This is a genomic window from Achromobacter veterisilvae, assembly GCF_037619525.1.
Lineage (GTDB): Bacteria > Pseudomonadota > Gammaproteobacteria > Burkholderiales > Burkholderiaceae_B > Achromobacter > Achromobacter veterisilvae.
This window is the reverse complement of the sequence record NZ_CP148753.1, coordinates 5,528,225-5,543,373: the sequence shown is the minus strand read 5'-3', so window position 1 is coordinate 5,543,373 and position 15,149 is coordinate 5,528,225. Positions and strand designations below refer to the sequence as shown.

General features: G+C 68.6%; 14 protein-coding genes. 7 read left to right on the top strand and 7 right to left on the bottom strand.

Annotation, left to right across the window (positions count from 1 at the left end; all coding sequences use genetic code 11):
* The first annotated feature begins 292 nt into the window (after positions 1 to 292).
* From WHX56_RS25695 to WHX56_RS25675, 5 genes are all read left to right on the top strand, one after another.
* A complete protein-coding gene (locus WHX56_RS25695; RefSeq protein WP_338879356.1) occupies positions 293 to 1,591 on the top strand; it encodes an imelysin family protein in 1,299 nt (432 codons plus the stop codon).
* The gene (locus tag WHX56_RS25690; protein WP_129244645.1) at positions 1,588 to 3,105 is read left to right on the top strand and encodes a di-heme oxidoredictase family protein; all 1,518 of its coding nucleotides are present in this window, start codon (positions 1,588 to 1,590) and stop codon (positions 3,103 to 3,105) included. The genes WHX56_RS25695 and WHX56_RS25690 overlap by 4 nt, the downstream gene beginning before the upstream one ends.
* Positions 3,105 to 4,193 carry an imelysin family protein gene (locus WHX56_RS25685; RefSeq protein ID WP_287753856.1) on the top strand — a complete coding sequence of 363 codons (1,089 nt, stop codon included), beginning with the start codon at positions 3,105 to 3,107 and terminating at the stop codon, positions 4,191 to 4,193. Before WHX56_RS25690 ends, WHX56_RS25685 begins: the two co-directional genes overlap by 1 nt.
* Positions 4,183 to 5,304, top strand: coding sequence for a DUF1513 domain-containing protein (locus WHX56_RS25680; RefSeq protein ID WP_338879355.1), 1,122 nt, complete (start codon positions 4,183 to 4,185; stop codon positions 5,302 to 5,304). Before WHX56_RS25685 ends, WHX56_RS25680 begins: the two co-directional genes overlap by 11 nt.
* A gap of 159 nt (positions 5,305 to 5,463) precedes the next feature.
* Positions 5,464 to 6,297 (top strand): mechanosensitive ion channel family protein, encoded by an 834-nt coding sequence (locus WHX56_RS25675; RefSeq protein WP_338879353.1) that lies wholly within the window; start codon positions 5,464 to 5,466, stop codon positions 6,295 to 6,297.
* 126 nt (positions 6,298 to 6,423) lie between these two features.
* On the opposite strand, the gene WHX56_RS25670 is transcribed toward WHX56_RS25675, so the two are convergent.
* A complete protein-coding gene (locus WHX56_RS25670; RefSeq protein WP_043547310.1) occupies positions 6,424 to 7,185 on the bottom strand; it encodes an IclR family transcriptional regulator in 762 nt (253 codons plus the stop codon).
* A gap of 160 nt (positions 7,186 to 7,345) precedes the next feature.
* Here WHX56_RS25670 and WHX56_RS25665 point away from each other — a divergent pair, with 160 nt between their 5' ends.
* Positions 7,346 to 8,335, top strand: coding sequence for a tripartite tricarboxylate transporter substrate binding protein (locus tag WHX56_RS25665; protein WP_338879352.1), 990 nt, complete (start codon positions 7,346 to 7,348; stop codon positions 8,333 to 8,335).
* Positions 8,336 to 8,828: 493 nt separating this feature from the next.
* On the opposite strand, the gene WHX56_RS25660 is transcribed toward WHX56_RS25665, so the two are convergent.
* Positions 8,829 to 9,596: an RNA methyltransferase gene (locus WHX56_RS25660; protein ID WP_129244654.1), complete on the bottom strand. Its 768-nt coding sequence runs from the start codon at positions 9,594 to 9,596 to the stop codon at positions 8,829 to 8,831.
* Between the two features lie 131 nt (positions 9,597 to 9,727).
* Between WHX56_RS25660 and WHX56_RS25655 the strand changes: the two genes are divergently transcribed.
* Positions 9,728 to 10,513, top strand: coding sequence for an inositol monophosphatase family protein (locus WHX56_RS25655; RefSeq protein WP_129244656.1), 786 nt, complete (start codon positions 9,728 to 9,730; stop codon positions 10,511 to 10,513).
* 74 nt (positions 10,514 to 10,587) lie between these two features.
* On the opposite strand, the gene WHX56_RS25650 is transcribed toward WHX56_RS25655, so the two are convergent.
* Genes WHX56_RS25650 through WHX56_RS25630 form a run of 5 tightly spaced genes read right to left on the bottom strand, consistent with a single transcriptional unit; the run spans position 10,588 to position 15,148 of the window.
* Positions 10,588 to 11,586, bottom strand: a complete 999-nt coding sequence (locus tag WHX56_RS25650) for an FAD:protein FMN transferase (RefSeq protein ID WP_338879351.1) — start codon at positions 11,584 to 11,586, stop codon at positions 10,588 to 10,590.
* A 43-nt stretch (positions 11,587 to 11,629) separates the two neighbouring features.
* A complete protein-coding gene (locus WHX56_RS25645) occupies positions 11,630 to 12,130 on the bottom strand; it encodes a nitrous oxide reductase accessory protein NosL (RefSeq protein WP_338879350.1) in 501 nt (166 codons plus the stop codon).
* Positions 12,127 to 12,957: an ABC transporter permease gene (locus WHX56_RS25640; RefSeq protein ID WP_338879349.1), complete on the bottom strand. Its 831-nt coding sequence runs from the start codon at positions 12,955 to 12,957 to the stop codon at positions 12,127 to 12,129. The genes WHX56_RS25645 and WHX56_RS25640 overlap by 4 nt, the downstream gene beginning before the upstream one ends.
* A complete protein-coding gene (locus tag WHX56_RS25635) occupies positions 12,954 to 13,853 on the bottom strand; it encodes an ABC transporter ATP-binding protein (protein ID WP_287751976.1) in 900 nt (299 codons plus the stop codon). The genes WHX56_RS25640 and WHX56_RS25635 overlap by 4 nt, the downstream gene beginning before the upstream one ends.
* The gene (locus WHX56_RS25630) at positions 13,850 to 15,148 is read right to left on the bottom strand and encodes a nitrous oxide reductase family maturation protein NosD (protein ID WP_287751975.1); all 1,299 of its coding nucleotides are present in this window, start codon (positions 15,146 to 15,148) and stop codon (positions 13,850 to 13,852) included. Before WHX56_RS25630 ends, WHX56_RS25635 begins: the two co-directional genes overlap by 4 nt.
* Position 15,149 lies beyond the last annotated feature (1 nt).

Genomic DNA, 15,149 nt, shown 5'->3' with positions numbered 1-15,149 from the left:
GGCCAGATTGGTGCACGGTGCACCATGGAAGGGGACGCAACCCTGCGCGTCCGGCCGGCCGCCATGGTATGCCGCTGCCGGGCCGCCGGCCCGCGGTTTCGCCGGGCGCGAAGACGCCCGGAGGGGCGCACGGCCCCTGGGCCGAGGGGGGCGGAGGCGTTCAAAAAAACGTCAGGTATCTGAATTCCTCCTGAATTTCAAACGAAAATTGTTTACACTCGCATCCACAAAATTCAAGTCGGAACGGACCGCCGCGGGGGCGGGCCCCGTTCCAAGTTACGGGAGAAAGTCGATGCGCAAGTTGCTATTGGGAGCGGTGTTGGCCGCCGCGGTGTTCGGAGGCACGGCCCAGGCCGCCGTCGAACCCAAGGCCGTGGTCGCCACGTATTCGGACCTGGCGCTGGCCGGCTACGAAGATTCGCTGACTTCCGCCAAGGCGCTGCGCGACGCCATCGACGCGCTGATCGCCAAGCCCAGCGCCGATACGCTGAAGGCCGCGCGCGCAGCCTGGCTGGCCGCCCGCGTGCCGTACCAGCAGACCGAGGCCTACCGTTTCGGCAACCCCATCGTCGACGACTGGGAAGGCCGCGTGAACGCCTGGCCGCTGGACGAGGGCCTGATCGACTACGTGGACGCTTCCTACGGCACCGAGAACGACGAGAACGCCTATTACGCGGTCAACGTCATCGCCAATTCCAAGATTTCGGTGGGCGGCAAGACGGTCGACGTCAGCAAGATCACGCCCGAGCTGCTGTCCGAGGTGCTGCATGAGGCCGACGGCAACGAAGCCAACGTGGCCACCGGCTACCACGCCATCGAGTTCCTGCTGTGGGGCCAGGACCTGAACGGCACCGGCGCGGCGCCGGCCGACCGCAAGGGCACCCCGCAAGAGCGCCACTCGGGCAACCGTCCGCACACGGATTTCGATCCCAAGCAGTGCACCGGCGGCCACTGCGAGCGCCGCATCGAATTCCTGAAGGCCGTGACCGACCTGCTGGTGACCGACCTGGAAGAAATGGTCGGCAACTGGAAGAAGGACGGCGCCGCGCGCAAGGCCGTCGAGGAAGATCCCAAGGCGGGCCTGATCGCCATGCTGACGGGCCTGGGCAGCCTGTCCTATGGGGAGCTGGCCGGCGAACGCATGAAGCTGGGCCTGATGCTGCACGACCCCGAGGAAGAGCACGACTGCTTCTCGGACAACACGCACAACTCGCACTACTACGACCAGATCGGCATCCGCAACGTCTACCTGGGTTCCTATACCCGCGTCGACGGCAAGAAGGTGTCGGGCGCCAGCCTGTCCGAATTGGTCAAGGCCAAGGACGCCAAGCTCGACGCCGAAGTGCGCGCCAAGCTGGACGCCACGGTGGCCGCCATGCAGGCCATGAAGACGCGCGCCGAAACGGTGGAAACCTATGACCAGATGATCGCGGACGGCAACAAGGAAGGCAACGCCGTGGTGCAGGCTGCCATCGATCGCCTGGTCGACCAGACGCGCAGCCTCGAGCGCGTGATCGCGCTGCTGGATCTGGGCAAGGTCGCCATCGAAGGTTCCGACAGCCTGGATAAACCCGACGCCGTATTCAAGTGAAATTCGCATTAGCCGCCGTACTGGCGGCGTCGGCGCATGCCGTCGCTGCCGCAGCACCCGCCGCGCCCGCCGGGCGCGACGATCTGACGCCCGAAGACCAGAAACGCGTGACCGCCATCACCGCGCCCGCGCGGGATTTCTCGAAGGCGGAAACCTTCGAGACCATGCAGGCCGGGGCGGCCACCACCAACAAGCTCATCAACGCCGACATCTTTTCCCAGCCCTCGGCCAACATGAGCTTCGAGGGGCGCCAGGAATTCCAGGTCGGCAACGGCCTGTTCCGCAAGGACTGGGTGTCGGCGCCGGCGTCAACGCAGGCTTCCGACGGGCTGGGGCCGCTGTTCAACGCGCGATCCTGCCAGGCCTGTCATACCAAGGACGGACGCGGCACCGTGCCCGGGTTCGATCCGCTGGAACGCACCGACGCCGTGGCGCTGCTGCTGCGCCTGGCCGTGCCGCAGGGGCCGGACCGAGGCCACCCCAGGCTTGCCGCCGGCGAGATCGCGTCCCTGCCCGAACCGGTGTACGGCGTGCAGCTCCAGAACTTCGCGGTGGCGGGCCTGCCCGCCGAAGGGCGCATGGAGATCGAGTACGAGCCGGTCCCGGTGGCGCTCAATGGGGGCGAGACCGCGACCCTGATGAAGCCGGCGTACCGCATCGAAAACCTGGGCTACGGCCCCATGCGCGCCGACACGCAGATCTCGCCGCGGCTGGCGCCGCCCATGATCGGGCTGGGCCTGCTCGAATCCATCCACGAGGCCGACATCCTGGCCAACGTGGGCGCGGACAAGCGCGACGGCATCGTCGGCAAGGCCAACTGGGTGACCGACGTCCGCACCGGCAAGCGCGTGCTGGGCCGCTTCAATCTGAAGGCCGGGCAGCCCACGGTGGAGCAGCAGAGCGCCTCGGCCTTCTCGAACGACATGGGCCTGTCGACGCCGCTGTTTCCCAGGCATTCGGGCGACTGCACGGCCGCGCAGCCGCAGTGCCTGGACATGCCGCACGGCGCGCAGCCGCGCTTCGGCGCGGAAGAGGTGCCGGGCAAGTTGATGGACTTCGTCACCATCTATTCCACCAATCTTGCCGTGCCGCAGCGCCGCGACGCCGACGACGCGCGCGTGCTGGCGGGCAAGAAGCTGTTCTACGAAGCCAATTGCGTCGCCTGCCACGTGCCCAAGTACGTGACGAGCCGCAACGCCAAGCAGCCCGAGCACCGCTTCCAGTTGATCTGGCCCTACACCGACATGCTGGTGCACGACATGGGCGACGACCTGGCGGACGGCGTGTCCGACGGCGAGGCCAATGGCCGCGAATGGCGCACGCCGCCGCTGTGGGGCATCGGCCTGACCAAGACCGTGAATCCCAACGCCACCTGGCTGCATGACGGGCGCGCCCGCAGCCTGCTGGAAGCCGTGCTGTGGCATGGCGGCGTGGCCAAGCCCGCGCGCGACCGCGTCGTGGAAATGACGCCCGAAGAGCGCGCCGATCTGATCCGTTTCCTGGAGTCGCTGTGATGGCCGGACTAGCCAAGCGTGTATTGAAGCTGGCCGCCGCGGCGGCGATGGCCGGGGCGGCGCCCTGGGCCGTGGGCGCGGGGTTGCCCGCCGACCTGGGCGAACGGCTGGCGCGCGACTACGCCCGTCCGGCCGTCGCGAAGATGGTGGACGCCGCCTCGGCGCTGGACGGCGCGCTGGGCGGCTGGTGCGCCCAGCCCGGCGCGGCCGGGGCCGCGCGCGTCGGCGAGGCGTTCGAGACGCTGGCGCTGGCCTGGTCCGGCGTCGAAATCCTGCGCTTCGGGCCGCTGGTGCAGGCCAACCGCTATGAACGCCTGGCGTTCTGGCCCGACACCCGCGGGGTGATGCCCAAGCAGGTGCAGGCGCTGATCGCCGCGCAGGACGACGCGCTGCTCAAGCCCGGCGCCCTGTCGGGGCGCAGCGTGGCGGTGCAGGGCCTGCCCGCGCTGGAATACGTGCTTTACGGCGAACCGGCGCTGCTCGAACAGGGCGGGGCGCCCGGCTTCGCCTATGCCTGCGGCTACGCGCGGGCCGTCGCCGCCAACGTCGCGGCGATCTCGCGGGACGTGGCCCAGGCCTGGAGCGCCCAGGGCGACTTCGGCCGCCAGTTCGCGCATCCACAGGCGGACAACGACCTGTACCGCGACCCGCAGGAGGTGGCGGCCGAGGCCATGAAGGCCCTGTCGACCGGCCTGCAGTTCGCGCGGGACGTCAAGATCGTGCCGGTGCTGGGCGATACCGCCGCGGCGGCGCGCCCCAAGCGCGCGGCGTTCTGGCGCAGCAAGCTGTCCACCCGCCTGCTGGCGGCCAACGTGGACGGCCTGAAAGCCTTTTACCTGGCGGGCGCCTACCCGTTGCCGGCGGGCGATGCCTGGATGGATGCGTCCGTCCGAGGCGAATTGGCCAGCGCGGCGCAAACGCTGCGGGCGGTGCCGGTTCCGCTGGAGCCGGCGCTGGCGGAAGAGGAGGGGCGCCGGCTGCTGACGCTGGCGTCGCTGACCCTCAAGAACGCCAAGGCCATCGTCGACCAGGACCTGGCGCCCGCGCTGGGCGTCATGATCGGATTCAATGCGCTCGATGGCGATTGACCGGCGCCGCTTTCTGTCGCTGGCGGCCGCGCTGGGCGTGGCCCCCGGCGCCGCCCTGGCCGCCGCGCCCGAGAGCGGCGCGGCGCTGTACCTGAGCGCGCGCAAGCGCGGCGGCCGCGACGAAGCGGTGCTGCTGGACGAGGCCGGGCGCGACCGGGTGGTGGTGCCGATGCCCGCGCGCGGACACAGCTTCGCCATCGACCCCGCCGGCCAGCGCGCCGTCGTGTTCGGACGCCAGCCGGGCTTTTTCGGCCTGGCGTTCTCCCTGGACGGAAAGGGCGATCCAGAGGCGCTGCCGCTGCATGACGAACGGCACTTCTTCGGCCACGGCGCCTATGTGGACGGCGGCCGGCTGCTGGCTGCCACCGAAAACGATTTCGAGGCCGGCCGCGGCGTGCTGGGGCTGTACGACGCCTCGCCCGGCGGCGCCTACCGCCGCATCGGGGAATTCGATACCGGCGGTATCGGTCCGCACGAAGTCGTGTTGATGCCCGACGGCAAGACCCTCTGCGTGGCCAATGGCGGCATCCTGACCCATCCCGACTACGGCAAGCTGGAACTCAACCTGGACACGATGCGGCCGTCGCTGGCCTATATCGACGCAGCCAGCGGCGAACTGCTGGAAAAATCCGAATTCGAGCCCGCGCTGCACCGCCTGTCGATCCGCCACCTCGCGCTGGCCGCCGACGGCAGCGTCTGGTTCGGCTGCCAGTACATGGGGCCGGCGGCCGACCGTCCGGCACTGGTGGGCCGGCACCGGCGTGGCGCCAAGCTGGAACTCTTCGAAGGGCCGGCGCAGGCGCTGCGCCAGATGCGCAACTACGTCGGCTCGGTCGCGGTGGACGCCGCCGGCGCTGTCGTCGCGACCTCCAGCCCGGTGGGCGGGCAGGTGATTTACTGGGACGCGGCCAGCGGCCGCTGCCTGGGCACGACCGAGCTGGCCGACGGCTGCGGCGTGGCTCCCGCGGCGGACCAGGGCTTTCTGCTCAGCAGCGGCCTGGGCGCGATGCTGCGCGTCGACGCATCGGGCGCGGAAAAGCAACCGCTTTTGGCGCCGTCGCGCGAGCTGTCCTGGGACAACCATTTCCGCAAGGTCGCGGCCGCGGCCTGAGCGGTCTTCTTACAAACCTTGACACAACAGGGCCGCGTCGCGGCCCTGTGCGCAAGCCGCATCTGATAAAGTTTTCGGTCGCTTTTTTTTGCCCTCCCTGCCTACGGGCCGGTCCCGGGCAAGCAACATCGCGCTGGCAACATTTACGCAGGAGATTCCATGGAAGAAGCCTTGAAAGAATTTAGCGCCTGGGCTCCCAGGCTGGTGGACCTGGGCGCCAATCTGCTCGTCGCCCTGCTGATCCTCGTCATCGGCTGGTGGGTGTCGTCCCTGCTGGGGCGCTGGGTGCGCCGGGCCGCGTCGCGGTCCAGCAAGATCGACCCCACGATCGTCCCCATGTTCTACAGCACCGTCGTCTGGACGGTGCGCATCTTCACGGTGATCGCGGTGCTGGCGCGCTTCGGCGTCCAGACGGCCAGCCTGATCGCCGTGCTGGGCGCCGCCGGCCTGGCCGTGGGCCTGGCCCTGCAAGGCACCCTGCAGAACATCGCGGCCGGCATCATGCTGCTGATCCTGCGTCCGATACGCGCCGGCGAGTACGTGGCGCTGAGTTCGGGTTCGGACGGCACGGTGGAAGAGGTCGGTCTCTTCCTGACCCGCCTGGTCCAGGTGGACGGCATTCACGTCACCCTGCCCAACAGCACGGTGTGGAACGCCACCATCATCAACTACAGCCGCAACAAGACGCGCCGCCTGGATATCCCGGTGCCGGTGCGCTACGGCGACGACCTGGACGCGGTGCTGGCCAAGCTGAAGGCGCTGGTGGACACCCGTCCGGACGCGCTGAAGAATCCCGAGCCTCAGGTAAAGGTGTTCGACTACAAGGAAAACGGCGTCATCGTGAACGTGCGCGTGTGGGCCGAGGCGAGCAAGTACTGGGACCTGCGCTGGGGCCTCTACCAGCAGATCCGCAGCGAACTCGAGGCCTCCGGCTTCCGGCCGCCGATCCCGCTGCGCGAAATCCAGAACCCGAAGACGGGGGCGGCCGCCTGAGCGCGGACTTCATCCCGGCGGGAACGGAAACGGGCGCGCGGGCGCCCCTTTTTTTTTGCGGCCGTGAACGACGGCGTTCTCTCCGGGAAACGAGGGGGGCTCGCGCAAGCGGGCAGGCAGTGAGCGTCAGGCCTGTACGGCCAGGCGCGCCAATTCGGCCTTGATCCAGCCGGCGATCTCGCGCTGGCGCTGGGCCGGCATGCGGTCGATGATGGCCGTGACGCTGACCGCCAGCAGCGGCGCGCCCTGGGCGTCCAGCAGCGCGCAGCCCACGCCCAGCGCGCCCCGCACCGCATGGTTGCCGACCACGGAGTAGCCGCGGGCGCGGGTATTGTCGATGAGGCGGTACATTTCCTGGGGCGTCATGCCGCCGTATTCGTCCAGCCTGCCGGAATTGCGTTCGACGATGCCGCGCGCCACGTCGTCGGGCAGCGCGGCCAGCAAGGCCATGCCGCCCGAGCCCACGCCCAGCGGTTGCCGCTTGCCCGCGTAGGTGGCCAGGATCTGCACGGGGTAGCTGCCGATCTCGCGATGCAGGCTGATCGAGTCGTCATCGTCGCGCACCACCAGGAATACCGCGTCGCCGGTGCGGTCGGCCAGGCGCCGCAGCACCGGCAGCAACTGGCGCACGCGCGGATCGCGCGAGCGCGTGTCCGGGTCCACCGCCAGTTGGGCGCGGTACTTCTTGGTGCCGGCCACGGGAAGCACCAGGCCGGCGTCGAGCAGGGCGGCCAGGAGGCGATAGATGGTGGGGCGCTGGATGCCCGTCAGGCGCGCGATATCGGTCACGCTGAGGCCGTCGGGCCCCTGGTCCCGCAGGGCGGCCAGGACGGCCAGTCCGCGCCGCAATGTGCGTGGGCCTGCGGCCGCGGCGTCGCTGTCTTGCATGTAAATCTCTGAAAACTAGGGGTTATTCCGGAACGGTCAAGGGAAAACCATTGTCCGTACCGTGGACTCTACCTTGATGCGGTGCCGGTGTATAGATCAAAATGCGTCATCCAATAATTCGAATCGTCCATTTCGTGGACAGTACCTGCACGGAGACACTATGACTACAGGTCAAAAGCCTGGCCTGCGGCGTTTCGCCGCCACCCTTCTGGCTACCGCCGCAAGCGCATTCGCCATGGGCTCCGCCCATGCCGCCTACCCTGACAAGCCCGTACGCATCGTGGTCGGCTTTTCCGCCGGCGGCACCACCGACGTGATCGCCCGCATCATGGCCAAGGAACTGACCGAGAGCCTCGGCCAGTCGTTCGTGGTCGAGAACAAGCCGGGCGCCGGCAGCAACATCGCCACCGACCAGGTGAAGCGCGCCGATCCCGACGGCTACACGCTGCTGTTCGTGGCCGTGACCAGCGCCATCAACCAGACGCTGTACAAGAACGTCAATTTCGACCTGACCAAGGATTTCACGCCGGTGGCGCTGGGCGCCAAGGTGCCGAACATCCTGGTGGTGAACCCCGAGGTGCCCGTGAAGTCGGTGCAGGAACTGGTGGACTACGCGAAGAAGAACCCCGGCAAGCTGGCGTTCGCCTCGTCGGGCAGCGGCACCTCCATCCACATGGCGGGTGAACTGTTCAAGATGCAGGCCGGCATCGACGTGCTGCATGTCCCGTACAAGGGCAGCGCGCCGGCCGTGACCGACCTGATCGGCGGACAGGTGCAGTTCATGTTCGACAACATGCCTTCGTCCTGGCCGCACGTGCAATCGGGCAAGCTGCGCGCCCTGGCCGTGACGACCACCGAACGCTCCAAGAGCGCTCCGGACGTGCCCACGATGAAGGAAGCGGGCTTCGCCAACTTCGACGTGTCGTCGTGGTTCGGCCTGATCGCGCCGGCCGGCACGCCGCCCGAGATCGTGAACACGCTCAACGCGGCCATGGTCAAGGCGCTGGACAAGCCGGACGTGCAACTCAGCTTCGAGAAGCTGGGCGCCGTCGGCGTGAAGACGACGCCGGCCGAATTCGGCCAGTTCATCAAGTCGGAAGTGGAAGGCTGGGCACCGGTGGTCAAGGCCTCGGGCGCCAAAGTAGACTGATCTTCGCGTCCCGGGCGGCCTGCCGCCCGGAGACCGATGCGTGGGGACGGGCTGATGCCCGTCCCTATTTTTTTGTGTCTGACACCTGTACGAGAAGCTCCTGCGCAAGTGTCTCTGCACAAGTGTCTGACACCCGTACGAGACGCTCGTCCGGACTGAAATCAGTGCTCCCGGGTGTCAGACACCCCCGTTCGGTTTGAAACCGCAAGACACCATGTAAGCCTCAAAAGGCCGCCCGCGCGGCCGACGGCCCAGGGATCGAGCCCGGTGTCAGACACCCGGGAACACCGGCGTCAGCTTGGACAGGCTTCTCGTACGGGTGTCAGACACCTTGCCTCAAGCAAAGCCCCGCCGGGGTCGGACACCGGATCGCACAAGTGTCTGACACCCGTACGAGACGCTCGTCCAGACTGAAACCAATGCTCCCGGGTGTCAGGCACCTTGTATCAAGCAAAGCCCCGCTCTCCGCGCAGCGTGCTCAGCGCCGGACCCCTCATTTTTTCTTCAGCATCGCGGTGCACACCCCGCGCATCATGTCCACCTCGTCGCGGGTCAGGGCCAGCCGCGAGAACAGGTGGCGCATGCGGGGCATGAGCTTCTTGGGGTGGGCGGGATCCAGGAACTGGACGCCGACGAGCGCTTCCTCCCAGTGCGCCAGGAAGGCCTGCACCGCCGCGCTGGAGGCCGGCTCGGCCCCGCGCGGGGACTCCTGCGCGGTCGAGGCGGGCAGGAGCGGAGCCCCTTCGGCCACCAGCAGCGCGTAGCGCAGCTCCCAGGCCGCCAATTGCAGGGCCTGGGCCACGTTCAGCGAGCTGTATTCGGGATTCGCGGGAATGTGGCAGATGCGGTGGCACAGCGCGATCTGGGCGTTGGTGAGCCCGGCGCGCTCGGTGCCCAGCACGATGGCGGCGACGCCTTCGGCGGTGTCCGCCAGGTGGCCGCGGGCCAGTTCCGCCGCCTGCCGGATGTCGCAGGGCGGGGGGCCCAGGTCGCGCACCCTGGCGGTCAGCGCGAAAGCCAGCGTCACGGGCCCCAGCGCTTCTTCGAGGGATCCATGGACCCGGGCGCCTTCCAGCACGTCCAGCGCGCCGCTGGCGAGCGCCACGGCCTCGGGCTGGCTGGTTACATCCGGAAACTTGGGTTCCACCAGCACCAGTTCGGAAAAGCCCATCGTCTTGATCGCGCGGGCGGCCGAACCCACGTTTCCGGGGTGGCTGGGGTTCACCATAATGAAGCGAACGCGTGAAAATGCTTGAGTCATTTAAAATGGCACGTTTGGCTTAGTGCCTTCCTGGTTTTTTGGGTCGATTTCCCCGGTTGGGGCAAGGGCGGCCCCGGGGCGCGGCAAGCGGCCTATCATCAAGCCAACTCATCGCATTCGTACGGAATTTTATGCACCCGATGCTCAACATCGCCATCAAGGCGGCCCGGCGTGCCGGCACCATTATCAACCGTGCCAGCATGGATTTGGAACGACTCAGCGTGGCTCGCAAGGGACCGCGGGATTATGTCACGGAAGTCGACCGTGCCGCCGAGGAGTCCATCGTCGAGACGCTGCGCGCCGCCTACCCGGACCACGCCGTCCTGGGCGAGGAATTCGGCCTGCAAGGTCCCGACCAGGCCGAATTCCAGTGGATCATCGATCCCCTGGACGGCACCACGAACTTCATCCACGGGCTGCCCAACTACGCCGTGTCCATCGCGCTGACGCAGCGCGGCCAGGTCACGCAGGCGGTCATCTACGATCCGTCGCGCAACGAACTGTTCACCGCGAGCCGCGGCAGCGGCACCTTCCTGAACGACCGCCGCGTGCGCGTGTCGGGCCGCACCCGCTACCATGACGCGCTGCTGGGCGCGCACTGGCCCAATTCCGGCGACCTGGAGCAGGGTTCCGCGCGTTTTCGCCAGATGGCCGAAGGCAGCACGGGCGTGCGCCGCCTGGGCGCCACGGTGCTGGACCTGGCCTACGTGGCCTGCGGCCGCCTGGACGGCTTCTGCGGCGTGGGCCTGAAGCCCTGGGACCTGGCGGCGGGCAGCCTGATGGTGCTGGAAGCCGGCGGGTTGGTCTCCGATTTCGACGGCGAGCAGGGCTGGATGGATACCGGCAACGTGCTGGCCGCCAGCCCCAAGATCTTCACGCAGATGCTGTCCGCGCTGAATCCGCCGACGGCGGCCTGAGGCAGGGCGGTTTCACCGCAAAAAGCAGAACGCCCCCGACCGGGGGCGTTCTGCTTTTCATGCGCGGCGGACGTTCAGCCAGCCGGATCCTGCATGACCAGCCCGCCGTCGGACAGCGCGAACCAGGCGCGCAGCCCATGTTCGCGGACGATGAGTTCGGTGGCGTCCAGCGGCATGTAGGAAAAGGCCGTGGACAACGCGTCGGCCATGGTGGCGTTGGGCGCCATGACGGACACGCTGCGGTACAGCGGCCGCGCGCGGCCCGTGTGCGGATCGAAAAGATGGGTGAACCGGCCTTCGGCGTCGATGGCCGTGCCATAGCCGCCGGAGGTGGCCAGGGCCTGGTTGCGCAGCCGCGCGGTGCCGAGCATGCGGTTGGGGTCCCGTGGGTCCGCCAGGCCGACCACCCAGTCGGCCGGCGCCGGCCGGGTGTCCATGCCTTGTATTTCGCCCATGTCCACCAAGGCCCGTTCCAGCCCGCCCAGCTTGAGCAGTTCGGTGATCCGATCGGTGATGTAGCCCTGCGCGATGCCGTTGAGCGTGATCCCCATCCCGGGCCGGCGCAAGGCGATGCGGTCGCTGTCCAGCGCCACGTCTTCGTACGAGACCCGCGCCAGCGCCTGCGCCACGGCCGGCGCGGCGGGGCCTTCACGGTCCGCGCCGGGCCGCGAGAAATGCTCCGCGTACAACTGCCACAGCGGCTGCACGGTGGGATCGAAGGCGCCGCCGGTCAGCCTGCCGTACCGCAGGCCGACGCTGAGCAGCCGCAGCAGGTCGGCCGGCGGATTGTCCAGGAATCCCTGGCGGTTCAGTCGCGAGAGGGCGCTGTCGTCGCGGTACAGGCTGAAGATGGCTTCCAGCCGATGCAATTCCTGCAGCGACTGCGCGATCAGGCGCTGCGCCGCCTGCGGGTCCGGGTGGTACAGGCGCAGTTCCGCGTCGGCGCCCAGCGCGACACCCTGCCAGATGGTCGGCGCGATCGATGCGGCGGCGCGGCGCGCGGGGTAGGGAGCGAGCGCCAGCGCGGAAGCGGCGGCGGCGATGCCGATGAAGCGGCGGCGGGTAGGGTTCATGGCGATAGGCTTGCAAAGGTGGCGGGAGCCGCGCGGCGCCGGGCTATTGGGTGAAGACATAGGCTTCCGGCACGTCGGCGAAAGGGACGACCCGGCCGCCGTGGGCCTGGGCGAAGGACTCGGCGTCGGCGCGCCGCGAGAACGGCATGGCGTCTTCGGCGCCCATGCCGCCGATGAAGCCGCCTTCGATGACGTAGAAGGCCTGGCGCGCCTCGACCCAGGCGGCCGGATCGGGAACGCCGTCCGGGCCGGCGGTGGACATGTCGTTGACGTAGATGGCGCTGATGGTCTTGGGTTCTTCGGGCAGCAGGGTGTAGGCGAAGACCTGCTTGATGGACGAGAACCAGACGGGCGCCGCGCGTCCCGTCAGAAAAAGCTGTCCCTTGGGACCGTTGTGTTCGTTCAGCGCCATGCCGCAGTAGTGGCCCACGGATTCCACGGTCACGGGCTGGGGCTGGGGGATTGCCTCGGGGGCGCCGCCGCTGCCGCAGGCGGCGGCAAGCAGCAAGGCGGCGAGGGCCAGGATGAGCCGCAGGCGTCTCATAGCTGTTTCCTCCTGAAGGCCGCCGCCGCCAGCAGGAAGGGAACGGCGATCCACAGCAGCAGCGCGGCGATCAGCGTGGCCAGCGGCAGGCTGGCCTGGTCGCTCAGGCCCGCCATGCCGGCGTACAGCGATATGTTCTCGAAGCCCGTCAGGTTCAGCAGGCGGTACACGTCCGAGGGGTTGAGCAGCAGCAGCGCGTTCAGCAGGCCGGGGCTGACGTGGCGCCCCTGGTCCGCCGCCAGGACCCCCAGCAGCGCCATGTCGTAGATCACGACGAAGAACAGCCAGACGCCCAGGGCGATGCCGGCCGCCGTGGCGCGCTCGCGCACCAGTGTGCTGATCAGGTAGCCCATCGCCAGAAAGCTGGCCCCCAGCAGCACGCTGGCGCCGATCAGCAGCGCGAACGGCTGCCAGGCGCTGGCGTCCAGGCCGCCGTAGGCCCATTGCAGCGCCAGCCCGGCCGAGCCGTAGCCCGCGCCCGTGGCCAGCGCCAGGATGGCCAGGTGCCCGATGAATTTGCCCACCAGCACCTGCCAGCGCGATACCGGATAGCTGAGCAGCAGCGCCATCGTGCCGCGGTCGACCTCGCCGACCACGGCGTCATAGGCGAGCAGCATGGCGATGAGCGGGACCAGGAAGATCGACAGGCTCGACAGGCTGACCACGGTGACGGTCAGCGGTTCGGCCTTGACCGTGCCGGTCGGCGAACTGCCCAGCAGGCCCAGGGCCAGGGCCAGGGCGGCCAGCAGCAGCGCGGTCGCGAGCACCCAGCGGTTGCGCATCCCGTCGCGGATTTCCTTGCCGATGATGGTGGCTACCGCGTTCATACGTCTTCCCGTTCAAGCAGATGTGCATAGATGTCGTCCAGCCCCGGCACCTGGATGTCCAGGTCGTGGATGTCGGTCGATATGGCGCCGATGCCGCGGATCGCCGCGATCTTGTCGTGTTCCTGGCAGGCCAGTTCGTATCGGCCCGCCTCGATGCGGCGCCAGGCGCCGGGCGGCGGCGCGTCCGCGTTCGCCAGGGTCAGGCGGATGCGGATGGGCAGGCCGGTCGAGCGCCGCAGCGCCGACATGGCGCCGTCCGCGATCTTCCTGCCGGCCTTCATCACCACGATGCGGTCCGCGTGGCCGGCCAGTTCGGACAGGGCGTGCGTGCTCAGCAGGATGGTGGCCCCGGCCGCGCGCAGTTCATGGACGATGTCGTAGAACATCAGGCGCGAAGCGGGGTCCAGCCCCGTCGTGGGCTCGTCGAACAGCAGGACCCGGGGCTGGCCCAGAAGCGCCTGGGCCAGCGCCAGGCGCTGGCGCATGCCCTTGGAATAGCCGCCCACGCGCCGGCGCGCCGCGCCGGAGATGCCCACTTTCTCGAGCAGGGCGGCATTGTTGGACAGGGGCTGGCGCTTGAGCCGGGCGTAGAACGCCAGCGTTTCCTCGCCGGTCATGGACGGATGCAGCGCGACCGTTTCGGGCAGGTAGCCGATCCGGTTGCGCATCCGCGCCGCGGCGGGACTGTGGGCGTCGTGCCCGAACAGCGCGACGCGGCCGCGGGTGGGGCGGATCAGGCCCAGGATGAGCTTGATCAGCGTGCTCTTGCCCGCGCCGTTGTGGCCGGCCAGCGCGACGCATTCGCCCTCGCGCAGTTGCAGGTCCAGGCCGTCGATGGCCTCTTGCGCGCCATAGTGCTTGCTGACGCCGGACAGCGTCACAAGGTCGGTGTTCATGGGGACTCCTTGGGGCGGCCGCCGGACCGTTGCGGCGGCTGCATGAGCGGGGCGCTGTCGAGGACGCCGCCGGGCAGGATGGCGGGAAACTGCGATTGCGCCCAGCGCACGATGGAGATCGCGGGACTGTTGAGCAGGATCCGCGCCGCGGGCGCGCGCCACAGCAATTGGTCGACCACGTCGTTCGGCCGGTAGGCGGTGTCGGCGATGCCGTCGCCGTCCAGGTCGAAGGCGGTGTTGTCGCTCCAGTAGTTGCCGCGGCCGTCGACCGACCAGTCCAGCGTGCGGGTGCCGACGTACTTCACTTGGTTGCGGTTGTTGATGAAGGCGTTGCCGGAGATCTGGTTGCCTTCCGACCCGGCGGTGAAATGCACGCCGATATCGCAGTTGGAGAACTGGTTGTCCTGGAAGACGTTCCGGTTGGCGTTGTAGATGAACACGCATTTCGCGGCGCGGTCCACCGAGTTGTCCGTGATGCGGGAATGGTTGGCGTAGTTCAGCATCAGGCCTTGCTCGCGGCTGTCGAGCGCCACGTTGCCGCGGACCACCAGCCGGTGCGAATACATGATCGCGTAGGCCACGTCGGTGTGCGTCGAGACGTTGCCGCTGATCTCGCTGTCGTTGGTGTACATGTAGTGCACGGCGTAGCGCAGGTCGTGGAAGCGGTTGCCGCTGAACGTATTGCGCTTGCTGGTGTTGACGAAGATGCCGTCGCGGCCGGCCGAGATGTCGTTGTCGAGCACTCGCGTGCCCGGGGTATTCCACAGCGTGACGCCGTTGCCCCGTTCCGCCACCCTGAGTTCCTTGTTGCCCACGATGCGGTTGCCGCGCACCGTGGCGTCCTCGGGCCCCCAGACGTGGACGCCCACGAGGTTGTCCAGGATGTCGTTGTCTTCTACCCGCGCGCGATGCGCCGTGCGGTCCAGGAAGATCCCCGCGTCCATCTCGGACAGGCTCAGGCCGGAGCGGGTGACGGTCAGGTTGCGCAGCGACACGTCCGCCGCCTTGACCCAGAGCGTGCGCCCCTGGCGCGTGCCGGCGATGACGGCGGAGCGGTCTTCCGGGCCTTCCAGGGTCAGCGGCTTGTCGATGACGATGCCGCCGGCGTAGCTGCCCGGGGCCAGCCTGAGGACGTCCCCGTCCTGCGCGGCCGCGATGGCCTGCGCGAGGTCGGCGCCGGGAGCGACCGCGTGGACGGCCGCCGCCGCGGCGCCGGACAGCGCCAGGGCGAGGGCCGCCAGCGCGGCGCGGGCGGCCCTCCCGCCGCCGCTCTTCAGCATTGCGATGAACGTCATG